The sequence below is a fragment of the Kiloniella spongiae genome, assembly GCF_001026905.1.
Lineage (GTDB): Bacteria > Pseudomonadota > Alphaproteobacteria > Kiloniellales > Kiloniellaceae > Kiloniella > Kiloniella spongiae.
Genome location: NZ_LAQL01000006.1, coordinates 430,849 through 444,632 on the forward strand (window position 1 = coordinate 430,849; position 13,784 = coordinate 444,632).

At 46.1% G+C, this 13,784-nt stretch carries 14 protein-coding genes; all 14 read left to right on the top strand.

Annotated elements, in window-relative coordinates; genetic code table 11:
- Positions 1–150 precede the first annotated feature (150 nt).
- Positions 151–564: a MucR family transcriptional regulator gene (locus tag WH96_RS10985; RefSeq protein ID WP_047764162.1), complete on the top strand. Its 414-nt coding sequence runs from the start codon at positions 151–153 to the stop codon at positions 562–564.
- Between the two features lie 127 nt (positions 565–691).
- The gene (locus WH96_RS10990) at positions 692–1,114 is read left to right on the top strand and encodes a Fur family transcriptional regulator (RefSeq protein WP_047764163.1); all 423 of its coding nucleotides are present in this window, start codon (positions 692–694) and stop codon (positions 1,112–1,114) included.
- A gap of 70 nt (positions 1,115–1,184) precedes the next feature.
- Positions 1,185–2,003: a GNAT family N-acetyltransferase gene (locus WH96_RS10995; RefSeq protein ID WP_047764164.1), complete on the top strand. Its 819-nt coding sequence runs from the start codon at positions 1,185–1,187 to the stop codon at positions 2,001–2,003.
- A 1-nt stretch (position 2,004) separates the two neighbouring features.
- Entirely contained in the window at positions 2,005–2,841 is an 837-nt protein-coding gene (locus tag WH96_RS11000) for a lysophospholipid acyltransferase family protein (RefSeq protein ID WP_047764165.1), read from the top strand.
- Positions 2,842–2,913: 72 nt separating this feature from the next.
- Complete coding sequence (gene miaB / locus WH96_RS11005) at positions 2,914–4,320, top strand: tRNA (N6-isopentenyl adenosine(37)-C2)-methylthiotransferase MiaB (protein ID WP_218045036.1); 1,407 nt, start codon at positions 2,914–2,916, stop codon at positions 4,318–4,320.
- 83 nt (positions 4,321–4,403) lie between these two features.
- Positions 4,404–5,360 carry a PhoH family protein gene (locus WH96_RS11010; protein WP_047764296.1) on the top strand — a complete coding sequence of 319 codons (957 nt, stop codon included), beginning with the start codon at positions 4,404–4,406 and terminating at the stop codon, positions 5,358–5,360.
- 38 nt (positions 5,361–5,398) lie between these two features.
- Entirely contained in the window at positions 5,399–6,025 is a 627-nt protein-coding gene (gene ybeY / locus WH96_RS11015; RefSeq protein ID WP_053005844.1) for an rRNA maturation RNase YbeY, read from the top strand.
- Positions 6,018–6,959 carry a hemolysin family protein gene (locus WH96_RS11020; protein WP_047764166.1) on the top strand — a complete coding sequence of 314 codons (942 nt, stop codon included), beginning with the start codon at positions 6,018–6,020 and terminating at the stop codon, positions 6,957–6,959. Before ybeY ends, WH96_RS11020 begins: the two co-directional genes overlap by 8 nt.
- Before the next feature lie 5 nt (positions 6,960–6,964).
- Complete coding sequence (lnt, locus tag WH96_RS11025) at positions 6,965–8,575, top strand: apolipoprotein N-acyltransferase (protein WP_047764167.1); 1,611 nt, start codon at positions 6,965–6,967, stop codon at positions 8,573–8,575.
- Positions 8,576–8,679: 104 nt separating this feature from the next.
- Positions 8,680–9,162, top strand: a complete 483-nt coding sequence (locus WH96_RS11030; protein ID WP_047764168.1) for a helix-turn-helix domain-containing protein — start codon at positions 8,680–8,682, stop codon at positions 9,160–9,162.
- Between the two features lie 222 nt (positions 9,163–9,384).
- Positions 9,385–10,557, top strand: a complete 1,173-nt coding sequence (gene metK / locus WH96_RS11035; RefSeq protein ID WP_047764169.1) for a methionine adenosyltransferase — start codon at positions 9,385–9,387, stop codon at positions 10,555–10,557.
- Positions 10,558–10,585: 28 nt separating this feature from the next.
- Positions 10,586–11,293 carry a tRNA (guanosine(46)-N7)-methyltransferase TrmB gene (gene trmB, locus WH96_RS11040; protein WP_047764170.1) on the top strand — a complete coding sequence of 236 codons (708 nt, stop codon included), beginning with the start codon at positions 10,586–10,588 and terminating at the stop codon, positions 11,291–11,293.
- Between the two features lie 254 nt (positions 11,294–11,547).
- Positions 11,548–12,093, top strand: a complete 546-nt coding sequence (gene rimP / locus WH96_RS11045; RefSeq protein ID WP_245629477.1) for a ribosome maturation factor RimP — start codon at positions 11,548–11,550, stop codon at positions 12,091–12,093.
- A 124-nt stretch (positions 12,094–12,217) separates the two neighbouring features.
- Positions 12,218–13,762, top strand: a complete 1,545-nt coding sequence (gene nusA / locus WH96_RS11050; protein WP_047764171.1) for a transcription termination factor NusA — start codon at positions 12,218–12,220, stop codon at positions 13,760–13,762.
- The last annotated feature ends 22 nt before the right edge of the window (positions 13,763–13,784 follow it).

A 13,784-nucleotide genomic window follows, 5' to 3' on the forward strand; every position in this document is an offset into this window, starting at 1 on the left:
TTAGCATAGATATGGTATTCATAAATATTTTATGCGAACTAACTTGAAAGTTACATAAAATAACTTTAATTCACTTACTGGTATGTTATGAGTTAAATAATATTTTGATGATTATAAGATAACTTTGTATTGGGAAAGAACAGTCATACTATGTCTGAAGATAACTCCTCATTAGAATTAGTAGAGCTTACAACTAGTCTTGTTTCTGCACATGTTTCCAACAATTCTGTTGCAATGTCAGATTTGCCTCAATTAATTCGCGAGGTATATGGCACCCTGTCTACCCTGGGGCATGAAGAGAAAAAAGAGCCTGAACGGCCAACACCAGCTGTATCCATTAAAAAATCTATTACGCCGGAATTTATCGTCTGCCTTGAAGATGGTAAAAAACTCAAGATGCTTAAACGTCATTTGAAAACAGCTTACAACATGACACCCGAAGAATACCGTGAGCGTTGGGGCCTGCCACAAGATTATCCAATGGTTGCGCCAAACTATGCGAAACAACGTAGTTCTTTGGCGAAGCAGATTGGTCTGGGGACAAAAGCAAACAGAACAAAGTAATCAAATTTCTTTGAACTGATATGTCTTAAAAAATGCGCTATCGGGCTTTTCTCGGTAGCGCATTTTGTGTAAATTAGAATTATTCAAAAAAGTAACCGTATCCATTAACGACGATTTCAGGGTAATTATGGCATCAAAACTGGAAGTTCTTTGTGCTGAAAAAGGTCTGAAGATGACCGAACAGCGAAGAGTTATTGCAAGGGTTCTTTCTGATTCTACAGATCACCCTGATGTGGAGCAGGTCTACCACCGTGCTTCCAAATTGGACTCGAAGATTTCTATCGCGACAGTTTATCGAACAGTAAAACTGTTTGAAGAAGCGAATATTCTGGAACGCCATGATTTTGGCGATGGACGCGCCCGTTACGAAGAGGCGACGGAGCAGGTTCATGATCATTTGATTGATGTGAATTCTGGTGAGGTTCTTGAATTTACGGATGCTGAGATTCATGAAATGCTGAGCAAAATGGCGCAAAATCTTGGTTATCGCCTGATTGATCACCGTCTTGAACTTTATGCTGTTCGTGAAGGCTGTAGTGCAATAAAATAGACACAATTTTCTGGCACAGTCCTCGCCATGTTTAAATTCGCCATGTTTATTTCCAGGGAACACGCTGAGCATGAATGAGGGTACTTCACGACCCGTCGATGTAACTGCGGGACAACTGACGATCCGCTTAGCCGAGAGCGAGCGGGAAGTTTTGGCCGCGCAAAATCTGCGATATAATATTTTTTATCGCGAGAACTCTGCTCAACCAACACCAGAGATGGAAGCTGAGAGTCGGGACTTTGACAGCTTTGATCCCTTCTGTGATCACTTGCTTGTTTTCGATAATGATCGGGGAACGGGACCTGAGGCTGTTGTTGGCACCTATCGCGTGATGCGCCGTGAAGGTGCGAAAAAACGTGGACAGTTCTATTCTGTTGATGAATTCAATCTGGAAAAATTACTGAATTTTGATGGTGAAATCCTCGAGCTAGGGCGGTCCTGTATTGACCAGGAATACCGACGAGGTTCGACAATGCAGCTTTTGTGGCGCGGTATTGCCCAGTATGTCTTTACCTATGACATTCGCTATATGTTTGGTTGCGCAAGTTTGCACGGAATTGATCCAGAGCAGATGAAGCTGCCTTTGTCGTATCTCTATCACAATCATTTGGCTGATACCGACATTCGCCCCAAAGCGCTGCCGGAAAGATTTAGTTCGATGAATCTTATGCCGGCGGATCAGATTGATCCTAAGGCAGCGATTAAAGAGTTACCGCCTTTGATTAAAGGGTATCTCAGGCTTGGTGGTGTTATCGGGGATGGTGCCGTGATTGATGAACAATTTGGCACCACGGATGTTTGTGTGATTGTTGAAACAAGCCGAGTAACAGACAAATATTATAAACACTATCGTCGTGAAACGGACAATACAGCACAACAGGTAGCGTGATATGTCGGACATCGCTGTAGCTTCTGGTTTGGGATCTGATTTAAGGGCCTCTTGCCGATTGGTTGTGTATGTCCTTTTCACCTTGGCTTTGATGCCTTTGCAGCTTTTGCTTTTGCTTTTGCGTTTGCCTGGGCGTTATAAGTTGCCTTTGTGGTATCATAATGCGACTTGTTTTTTGAATGGTATCAAGGTCGTTACGCGGGGGCAGCAAAGTACGCGTCAGCCGACGCTCTATGTATCCAATCATGTGTCTTATCTGGATATTTCTGTCCTAGGTGGTTTGATTGACGGGCATTTTGTTGCAAAGTCGGAGGTTGGTAACTGGCCGTTTTTTGGGTGGCTTGCCAAGTTATCTGGCACTGTTTTTATTCAGCGTCGTCAGCATAAATCCAGCGAAAGCCGTGATAACATGGCAAAACGGCTTGGAAACGGGCGTGATTTGATTTTATTTCCCGAGGGAACATCAAGCGACGGTACGCGAGTATTGCCTTTTAAATCGGCTCTCTTTTCAGTTGCTCAAATCTCAGAAAACGATAGCCCCTTGCTGGTTCAGCCAATCTCTATTACATACACCCGGTTGGATGGTATGCCGATGGGCCGATTATGGCGCCCTTTTTATGCTTGGTATGGTGATATGGAATTGCCCGGGCATTTATGGCATGCGCTGGCGATGGGGATTTTGACTGTAGAGGTTGAATTTCTGGAGCCAGTAGAGGCGAGTTCCTTCGCTAATCGGAAAGACATGGCCAGTCATTGTCATAAGGCAGTGTCCGGTGGTGTTTCTGATGCTCTGGGCGGGCGGCGATTAGAGATAGCTTCAAATCCCAACACATGGTAATTTAACAAGGTATCAGAACGGTTTGCTTATGAATGTAACCGAAAATGATGCTAGGCTGAATTGGTAATTACGTTGGCGAAAAAGCTTTATATTAAGACCTATGGCTGTCAAATGAACGTCTATGATACGGTTCGTATGACGGATGTTCTGGCTCCACTGGGATATAAAACTGTGGATAGCCCGGATGTGGCGGACATGGTTATCCTCAATACTTGTCATATTCGTGAAAAAGCTTCTGAGAAGGTTTTTTCTGAACTTGGACAGCTAAAACGACTCAAAGAAAAGCGCGAATCCAATGGCGATCGCATGCTCATTGGGGTTGCTGGCTGTGTGGCGCAGGCTGAAGGTGAAGAGATTTTACGCCGTGCGAAACAGGTCGATATGGTGTTTGGTCCGCAAACTTATCACCGTTTGCCGGAAATGGTCACCAAGGCGCTGGGTAATACCTCTGGCCGGGGAATTTCCGATACAGATTTCCCCGTAGAATCCAAATTTGATTTTCTGCCTGAAGAAAGCCAGACGCATGGTCCTTCTGCTTTCCTTTCTGTTCAGGAAGGTTGTGACAAATTCTGTACTTTCTGCGTTGTTCCCTACACCCGTGGTGCAGAATTTTCGCGTCCGGTAACTGCGATTATTGATGAAGCCAAGCGTTTGGTTGCCAATGGAACCCGTGAGATTACCCTTCTTGGACAAAATGTGAACGGCTTTCACGGCGAAGCAGCAGACGGCAAAACGTGGCGTTTGGGAAGGTTACTTAGAGAACTCGCAGAAGTCGATGGTATTGAACGTCTTCGGTATATAACATCTCATCCGAACGATATGGATGACGAGCTTATCGCAACCCATCGCGATCTTTCAGAATTAATGCCGTATCTTCATTTGCCAATCCAAAGTGGTTCTGACCGCATCTTGGAGATGATGAATCGCAAACACACAGGTGATGAATATCGCCGGGTGATTGATAAGCTTCGCGATGTTTGTCCTGAACTGGCTCTGTCTTCTGACTTTATTGTTGGCTTCCCCGGCGAAAGTGATCAGGACTTTGCAGATACGCTACGTCTGGTTACGGATATTAATTATGCCCAGGCCTATTCTTTCAAATACAGCCCGCGTCCAGGAACGCCTGCTGCTGGGATTGATGCCCAGGTTCCAGAGGACATTAAGTCAAAACGTCTGGCTATGCTGCAGGAACTTTTGAATGCACAACAAATGGCATTTAACCAGAGCATGATCGGGAAGACACTTTCTGTTCTGGTTGAGCGTAAAGGCCGTGAAGTTGGTCAGTTGGGCGGACGTAGTCCTTATATGCAATCTGTTTTTGTGCAAGCACCAGAACGCTTAATGGGGCAAATTGTTGATGTCAAAATTGAAACAGCAAAACCAAATTCTTTAACAGGTTCAGTAGTAACAGGTGACTTTGGCGTTTTTGACGCGCATAATATAGAACATGCACAAGCCGGAATGGAGGGACGCATTTGACAGCCAGAGCTCGTAACGGACAAGCCGCCCGTGGTGCACGGCAGAATAAATTAATTGAGTTTGATGATAATAGCCTTCTTCCCATGCTTTATGGGGAACATGATCAGCATCTTGTTCGATTGGAACAGCACCTTGATGTGGATCTCGCATCGCGCGGAAATCAAGTATCAATAAGCGGTAATAAAGATTCTGTAGCGACAGCAAAGGTTGTTTTAAAAGCATTGTACGAACGATTGCAAAAAGGTCTGGATGTCGGGGATGGCGAAGTTGATGCCGTTGTTCGCATGGCGCAAATCACACCGGATGTTGAAGAAACCGAAAAGGCGGTTGAATCAACGCACGGTGATGAGTTAGCAATTGTTACGCGTAAAAGACGGCTGAACCCACGGTCTCCCGGACAGGCTGCTTATATTAAAGCAATGCAACGTCACGAGTTGGTGTTCGGTGTTGGACCCGCTGGGACGGGGAAAACTTATATGGCGGTCGCCTATGGGGTTTCTCTTCTACTAAATGGGGATGTTGAACGGATTATCCTCTCTCGCCCTGCTGTTGAGGCCGGGGAGCGTCTGGGTTTTTTGCCGGGTGATATGAAAGATAAGGTCGATCCCTATCTTCGTCCGCTTTATGACGCTTTGCACGATATGCTGCCGTCTGATCAGGTGATGAGCCGGTTGGAAAATGGTGAGATTGAGATTGCTCCCCTTGCCTTTATGCGGGGGCGAACACTATCGAATGCCTTTGTTATTCTTGATGAGGCGCAAAATACGACCCCTGTGCAGATGAAGATGTTTCTGACTCGACTTGGGGAGCGTTCCCGTATGGTGGTGACTGGTGATATGTCGCAGGTGGATTTGCCAAAAGGGCAATTATCCGGACTTCGGGATGCATCTTACACACTAGCGAAGTTGGATGAGGTTGGCTTCGTTCAGTTTGCGCATGCAGATATCGTTCGTCATGAACTGGTGACGAAAATTGTACGTGCCTATGATAATCGTCATAACAAGGGCGATGCAGAAGAAAGAGATTTCTTTGATGGCTAATAAGCCAACGAACAACTTGATTTCAAAGGTTCGGAGAAGTGTCTGATCTCATCATGACCGAAGCTATGGAGCGCTCTTTGAGCAATGAAGGCGCTTCCTTTATGTCTTCGGGATTCGAGGTTGCTGTCGAGCTTAGAGAACCTCTGTGGGATGATAGGCTTCCTCACCATCAGGCGCTTATTCATCGGGCCGTGATTGCCTCTTATGTTCTTGCAGGATTTTCTGCTGAACCTTCTTCCTCAGATGTGACGTTAATTTCGGAAGCGGAATTATCTGTTGTCTTGGCAAATGATCCTTCCGTTCAGGCTTTAAACAAAGAATATCGTGGTAAGGACAAGCCAACAAATGTGCTGTCTTTCTCGACTTTAGACGACCCGGATGAAGCGGATCTTGCCTCTCAACGCGGTGTTTTGCCTCTTGGAGACATCGTTTTATCTTTGGAAACCTTGATTTTAGAGGCGAATGAGCAATCTAAAAGACTGGAAGATCATTTTACACATCTTTTGGTGCATGGTGTTTTACACTTACTGGGGTATGATCATATTGAAGACGATGATGCGCTTGAGATGGAAGGGCTTGAGGTAGAGATTTTGAATAGGCTAGGCGTTGAAAACCCTTATGAACTCGGTGACGAGCGACGTGTTGAGGGTGCGATAGATGAGTGAAATATCAGGTAATAGTAAATCGCTGCGTGACCAGGATGCAGAGGCATCGTCGCGCGGCGGAATATGGAACTGGTTAACACGTAGCTTTGGGTTCAAGAATGGCGATTCTAGTCTTCGCGAGACGATGGAAGAGATCATTGAGGAAATCGAAGGCAGTGAAGACGAAGCGGCGTCGTCTACGCCGATCGGTGAGGACGAGCGTATTATGCTCGGTAATATCCTCAAGCTCCGCCATCTGACGTGTTCTGATGTCATGGTGCCCCGCGCTGATATTATCGCTGTGGATCTGGATACATCTATTGGTGATCTCATTGATATGATGAGCCGCGCAGGCCATTCTCGGCTACCGGTCTTCCGTGAAACATTGGACGACGTCATTGGCATGGTTCATATCAAGGACGTTTTGGAATATTCAAAAGGTGCCCGTAACCCCAATCTTGCGAGTATTGTCCGCCGAGTCTTGATCATTGCCCCTTCTATGCGGGCCATTGACTTGCTTTTGGAGATGCGCATGTCGCGCGTCCATATGGCTTTGATTGTTGATGAGTTCGGTGGAATTGATGGCCTCGTAACCATCGAAGATTTGGTCGAAGAAATCGTAGGTGAAATTGAGGACGAGCATGATACGGACGAAGGACCGCGGTTGTATCCACGTCCGGATGGTTCGTTTATTGCAGATGCGCGCTGTCCAATTGGTGAGTTGGAAGAGAAAATTGGTCCCATTTTGACAGATGAAGAACGCGACGAAGACATTGATACGCTCGGGGGCGTTATTTTCTGGCTCGCAGATCGTGTGCCGGCAAGGGGCGAGTTGATCGAACACGAGGAAACCGGGGTTATGTTCGAAGTGCTGGAGGCAGATCCTCGTAGAATCAAGCGCCTGAAAGTGTGGAAGAACACGGTAACAGATAGCGAAGAACAAAAAGAAGGCTAGCTGGTATGTTAATCGGGCGGGGACTAGCAGGTATCTATAGCCTGAGCGCTAAGCTGCAATCAATCCGTGGGTGGCAACGGTATGCGATTGCTGTCGGTTTAGGTGGATTGTCTGCGACAGCTTTTGCACCCTTATTTCTTATTCCTCTTTTGATTCCAGCTTTTGTCGGGTTGCTTTGGTTATGGCAGGGGGCTGAGACTCCGAAAAAGGCTGCTTTTATCGGATGGGCCTTTGGGACAGGATATTTTGCTGTTGGCCTCTATTGGGTTGGTGCCGCTTTTTTGGTGAACACGGCCCGCCACGCTTGGTTAATGCCTTTTGCTATTCTTGCTTTAGCCGCAGGAATGGGGCTTTTCCACCTTCTCGTTGGCTATGCTATGGGAAGGTTAAGGTTGCAAGGAATTGAGCGTATCCTTGCCTTTACGGCAATTTGGCTCTTTATCGAATGGCTTAGATCCTGGATTTTTACAGGATTCCCTTGGAACCTCATTGGCTCTGTCTGGACCTTCTCTGATCAGATACTTCAATTTGCAAGTTTGGCTGGTGTATGGGGGTTAAGCGTTCTTTCTCTTCTTGTTGCTAGTGCGCCTTCGATATTGTTCGAAGGTAAAAGTTTAGCGTTTCCTGAGATGAAACGCCGTGTTGCTTTTGTGTTTTTCATTTTGTGCATGCCGGTTCTGGTTTGGGGGTATGGTGCTTTTCGATTAAGTGCGGCATCAACTGGTGATGAAGCCTTTGTCGACAATATAAAATTGCGTTTGGTTCAGCCAAATATTCGACAAGCAGATAAGTGGAAGCCTGAATTGCGCGGTGAGCATATTGTTACGCAAATGCAGTTGAGTGCGGTTGAGGGTTTTAAGGACATAACTCATGTGATTTGGGCCGAAACAGCGGTGCCGTTTTTGTTGTCTGGTGACAAAGAGCTGCGGTCTGTTGTCTCTAGGGTTGTACCTCCTTCAGGGTATTTGATTACAGGTGCGCCAAGAGTTGAAGAGCTGTCTGTAGATGGCGATATCGAACGTAGTTTTCGCAATTCCATGCATGTTTTGGATCGTCGCGGAGATATTATTGATACTTACGACAAATTTCACCTTGTGCCCTTTGGTGAGTATGTGCCCTTGAAGGATTGGATACCCTTTCTCAAGAAAATGACAGCGGGTAGTTCTGATTTTACCCCGGGGGAAGGTGTCAGGACAATGAGTGTTCCGGGCCTTCCAGCGATGAGTATGTTAATTTGCTATGAAATTATTTTCCCAGGTGCTGTTGCTAATTCCTCTGAAAGGCCGGATTGGATACTCAATTCAACCAACGATGGCTGGTTTGGGATAACCAGTGGCCCTTATCAGCACTTCGGCATGACACAACTCAGGGCTGTTGAAGAGGGGCTTCCTGTGATTCGTGTCGCGAATACAGGTATATCGGCTTCTATTGATGCGTATGGGCGTGTGGTCAAAAGCCTTGGGTTAGGGGAAAAGGGTGTTGTTGATACGGGGTTACCTAAAAAAGTATCAAGAAGAACGTTATTTTCTATCCTTGGAAATTTTTCTGTTTTGATACTTATGGTTCTTTTGTTGCTACCACTAGTAATCAGGCGAAAAAGAGAGGCTGGATCCTAAAAAAATACACTCGTTTGTAAGAAATAAGTTGACTACATACGATAGTATGCATAAATATACTCGTATAGATGGTTGCTTGTGTGCAGTTTAGAAAGAGTGGAATTATGGGTCGAGTACAAGAAAACGAACCAGTTCGTGGTAAAGGCAAACCAAATCCAGTTGATGTTCATGTTGGTAGCAGAGTTCGATTGCGTCGGACACTTCTTGGTATGAGCCAGGAGAAGCTTGGCGAAGCTATTGGTCTGACTTTCCAACAAGTTCAAAAGTACGAACGTGGAGCAAACCGTGTCGGCGCCAGTCGTTTATATGACTTGGCTCGTGTTCTCGAAGTACCAGTCGGGTATTTCTTTGCAGACATGCCTGATGAAGTTGCTTCACAGTCACCTGTTCGCTTACGTGAAATGAGCGAAGAAAAGGTTGAAGCTTTTGTTCACGAAGCGGATCCAATGGCGAAACGAGAAACGCTTGAGTTGGTCAGAGCCTATTACAAGATTGTTGATCCGCATGTGCGCAAGCGTCTTTTTGAAATGACAAAAGCATTGGGTACTGCTGCTGAAACCGCTTCTGAGGAAGCCGCAAATTCTTAAGTTTTGTTAAGACATTGCAGAAAACATCTGTTTAATAGTTGATTTTTGTATGAATCGATAATTAAGCATTGCATTATAGAGCGCGATCAGGCATTCCTGATCGCGTTTTTGCATTATATGCATTTTGCGTTATATAGTGTATTTGATCGGGCATGGGTCGCATTATCGTTATTTTCCGGTGCAACGATCAATTTTTTTATAATCATATAGAAAGGGGTTGTCGTGCGACTTGGCAGCTATCTTTTCACAAGCGAGTCCGTGTCTGAAGGGCACCCTGACAAAGTTTGTGATCGCGTATCAGATTCTATCGTAGATCTATACCTATCTCACGACCCGCAGTCCCGTATTGCGGTTGAAACACTTGCAACAACTAACCGGATTGTTTTGGCCGGTGAAGTTCGTGGTCCTGCCTCGGTAACGCCTGATGTTATCGAAGAAGTGGCTCGTCAGGCTGTTCGTGATATTGGCTATGAACAAGACGGTTTCCACTGGAAAAACATGGATGTGCAAAATTTCATCCATGAGCAATCTGTGGATATCGCCCAGGGCGTTGATGCTGCTGGAAATAAAGACGAAGGTGCTGGTGACCAGGGTATTATGTTCGGTTATGCCTGTAAGGAAACCGAAGGTTATATGCCTGCGCCAATTTTTTATTCGCACAATATTTTACGTTCCTTGGCTGATGTCCGTCATTCCGGTGAAGAGCCAGGCTTGGGGCCAGATGCAAAAAGCCAGGTAACACTGGAATATGTCGATGGCAAACCTGTTCGTGCGACGTCTGTCGTTGTGTCCACTCAACATGCTGAGGGTATGGATAATGATCAGATTCGTGAAATCGTGCGTCGACATGTCGAAAAAGAACTCCCACAAGGCTGGATGTGTTCTGATGATGAGTTTTACGTAAACCCGACAGGTCGCTTCGTTATTGGTGGACCTGATGGTGACGCCGGTCTAACCGGTCGTAAGATTATCGTTGATACATACGGTGGTGCAGCACCGCATGGTGGTGGTGCGTTCTCTGGTAAAGATCCGACCAAAGTTGATCGTTCAGCTGCTTATGCTGCACGCTATCTTGCGAAAAACGTTGTTGGTGCTGGCCTTGCCGAGCGCTGCACAATTCAGGTTTCGTATGCGATTGGTGTGTCTAAACCGCTTTCACTTTATGTGAACACCCATGGCACAGGCCAGGTTGATGAGCAGAAGCTTCCAGCTATCCTTATGGATATCATGGATCTTTCTCCACGCGGTATTCGTGAGCATCTGGCTTTGAACAAGCCTGTTTATGCACGTACAGCTGCTTATGGCCACTTTGGCCGTCGTCCGGAAGATGATGGAGGCTTCTCGTGGGAGCGTCTTGATCTTGTGGATAACCTTAAGTCAGCTTTTAATCTATAAGAGCTGAAGAAGACGTAGAGTAAAGAAGATGAGCGATCCTGTTAAGCGTAGTACTTTTTATGGCCGACGACAGGGTCGCCCTCTGCGGAAAAAGGCGACTGAGCTTGTCGAAACAGTTCTGCCAAAAATCCAGATAACGTTGGATGATCCAGAAAACATAACTCCTTATAATCTGGATGATATGTTCGGACGATCCGACCATGAAACATGGCTTGAAATTGGTTTTGGCGGTGGCGAGCATTTGGCTTGGCAAGCAGAACGCAACCCTGATGTTAATTTGATTGGGGCTGAGTACTTTATTAATGGCGTGGCCAGTTTACTTGGTCATCTTGATGATAATGGTGCCGGGAACGTCCGTATCTATCGGGGCGATGTGCGCGATATGATGCCGTTCTTGCCCAAGAATTCCCTGAGTAAGGTTTTCATTCTTTTTCCGGATCCCTGGCATAAAGCCCGCCATAACAAGCGTCGCATTGTCCAGATCGAAACGCTGGATCTTTTTGCAGACTTGCTTGTAGATGGTGGTGAACTTCGTATGGCAACGGATGATATGGGGTATCTGCAGTGGATGCTCGAGAGAACGGTTCCTCACCCTTTGTTTGATTGGCAAGCTGAATCAAAAGACGACTGGAGCCAGCGTACAGATGATTGGCCTAAAACCCGGTACGAAGAAAAGGCTCTGAAAAAAGGCCTCAAGCCAGGGTATTTACGTTTCAAAAGAGTACCGCGTACATAAGGTCCTTGATATACTGTTGATCGCTAAGCATATGGTAAACAGTGCTTTTCTTGTGGTTTTACAAAAGCGCTTGCACTGTAATGGGGCTGGGGGTACAGTGCGCGCGGGACACACTTTGTTGTAGCCCGCTACATCGAAGTTTTGAAAGCGGGCCTTAAGGCCCATTTTTTGTATCTAAATTCAGCGCCTTCAATTGTTTTTATTTTTTTTATCAAAGACATAGGTCTGGCGCACATGCAAACGGAGATGAGTTATTGTTGGACGCTAAAGGAGGTACGATACCTCTTCTTGCCAAAACGAGTGACGGTAAAGCTGCCCAGATAGAGCAGATTATAGCCCCGACTCTAGCGTCTATGGGCTTTGATATCGTTCGTGTTATGATTACAGGTGGTGATGAGCGCAAAACGCTGCAAGTGATGGCTGAACATAGTGATCTTACTGAGATCATGACAGTTGAGAACTGTTCAGATATCAGTCGCGCGATTGAGGCTCTTTTGGATGTGGAAGATCCTATTTCCGGTGCTTTTCGTCTAGAAGTAAGCTCCGCTGGTATAGATCGTCCATTAACACGCTTATCAGATTTTCAGCGCTTTGCCGGCTTTGATGCCAGGGTTGAAATGTTGATTAACGTTGATGGTCGCAGACGTTTTAAAGGGCGTCTTCTTGGTGTCGAAGGTGAAGCTATTCATCTCGACTTGGAAGAGGAAGAAGCCGAAGTATATCTGGCTTTTCAGGACATGTCGCGCGCAAAGCTTATTTTGACCGATGAACTGATTGCTGCAGCACAAGCGGGTGGATAACGCGCGCTTGTGAATAATGCGTTGTAGAGCGGCATAGATACGTCGCGCTATAGGATAAACAAGTGAAGTGATAGTACGGAATTTAAATTCGGGCTGTCATGATAGATTGAGGATTTGAGGGCAAATGGAAACGACTGCTCTTTATAGAACTGAACTTCTTCAGGTTGCTGAAGCTGTTGCTCGTGAAAAAAGTATTGAGCGCGATGAAGTGCTTGATGCCATGGAGCAGGCTATTTCCAAAGCTGGACGCGCTAAATATGGTCATGAGCGCGATATTCGTGCTGAGATTGATCGTAAAACCGGCGAAGTTAGATTGCGTCGTTATACAGAGGTTGTTGAGGAAGTTGAAAATGAACTGACTCAAACAACGCTCAAAGATGCAAGAGTTCGTCAGGCTGATATTGAAATTGGTGAATTTTTCTTTGATGAACTGCCACCAATTGATCTTGGCCGTATTGCTGCGCAGACTGCGAAGCAGGTTATTGTCCAAAAAGTTCGCGATGCCGAGCGTGCCAGACAATTCCGTGAATATAAAGACCGTGTTGGTGAAGTTATCAATGGTGTCGTTAAGCGGAATGAGTTTGGTAACGTTACTGTTGATTTGGGTAAAGCCGAAGCGATTATGCGTCGTGACGAAACACTCCCGCGTGAGAATTTCCGCAATGGTGATCGTGTTCGCGCATACATTTATGATGTACGCGAAGAACCTCGTGGGCCTCAAATTTTTGTTTCCCGCTCACACCCACAGTTCATGGCGAAACTTTTCTCGCAAGAAGTGCCTGAAATTTATGATGGTGTGATCGAAATTAAAGCTGTAGCCCGTGACCCGGGAAGCCGTGCCAAGATCTCTGTTCTTTCTGAAGATGCATCAATTGATCCTGTCGGCGCTTGTGTTGGTTTGCGTGGTAGCCGTGTTCAGGCAATCGTGACTGAACTTCAGGGCGAGAAGATTGATATCATTCCATGGTCTCCGGATGTCGCGACATTCGTTGTGAATGCTCTGGCTCCAGCCGAAGTTTCCAAAGTTGTTTTGGATGAAGACTCAAAGCGTATCGAAGTTGTTGTCCCAGATGATCAGCTTTCTCTTGCGATCGGTCGACGTGGTCAGAACGTTCGTTTGGCCTCCATCCTGACTGGTTGGGATATTGATATTATGACCGACGAAGAAGAATCTCGTCGCCGTCAGGAAGAAATCAAGCAGCGGTCACAAAACTTCATAGATGCACTTGATGTTGATGATGTAATTTCTCACCTTCTTGTTGCAGAGGGCTTTGAAAGTGTTGAGCAAGTGGGATACGTTCCTGTTGATGAGCTTGCTGCAATCGAGGGCTTTGACGAAGATATCGCTGAAGAACTTCGTAATCGCGCCCGTACGCATCTTGAAGCACATGAGAAAGAGTTGGAAGAGTCTCGTAAAAACCTGGGCGTTCAAGATGACTTGATGTCTGTTGACGGTTTGTCTTCTGAGCAGGTGGTTCATTTGGGTGAGCAGGGTATTAAAACGCTGGATGATCTCGCTGACTTGGCTGGTGATGAGCTTGTTGAGATGCTTGGCGAAGAGCTTGCGATTTCAGAAGATAAAGCGAACGAAATTATCATGGCATCACGCGCGCACTGGTTTGCAGATGAAGAGACAACTGCTGCTGAACCTGCTGAGGCGAGTGAATAGATAAAGCCAGAGGATTAGATAC

Bases quoted from the DNA above. Each gene is read 5' to 3' on its own strand.
- WH96_RS10985 (WP_047764162.1), top strand. From the start codon at position 151: ATGTCTGAAGATAACTCCTCATTAGAATTAGTAGAGCTTACAACTAGT.
- WH96_RS10990 (WP_047764163.1), top strand. From the start codon at position 692: ATGGCATCAAAACTGGAAGTTCTTTGTGCTGAAAAAGGTCTGAAGATG.
- WH96_RS10995 (WP_047764164.1), top strand. From the start codon at position 1,185: ATGAATGAGGGTACTTCACGACCCGTCGATGTAACTGCGGGACAACTG.
- WH96_RS11000 (WP_047764165.1), top strand. From the start codon at position 2,005: ATGTCGGACATCGCTGTAGCTTCTGGTTTGGGATCTGATTTAAGGGCC.
- WH96_RS11010 (WP_047764296.1), top strand. From the start codon at position 4,404: ATGCTTTATGGGGAACATGATCAGCATCTTGTTCGATTGGAACAGCAC.
- WH96_RS11020 (WP_047764166.1), top strand. From the start codon at position 6,018: ATGAGTGAAATATCAGGTAATAGTAAATCGCTGCGTGACCAGGATGCA.
- lnt (WP_047764167.1), top strand. From the start codon at position 6,965: ATGTTAATCGGGCGGGGACTAGCAGGTATCTATAGCCTGAGCGCTAAG.
- WH96_RS11030 (WP_047764168.1), top strand. From the start codon at position 8,680: ATGGGTCGAGTACAAGAAAACGAACCAGTTCGTGGTAAAGGCAAACCA.
- trmB (WP_047764170.1), top strand. From the start codon at position 10,586: ATGAGCGATCCTGTTAAGCGTAGTACTTTTTATGGCCGACGACAGGGT.
- nusA (WP_047764171.1), top strand. From the start codon at position 12,218: ATGGAAACGACTGCTCTTTATAGAACTGAACTTCTTCAGGTTGCTGAA.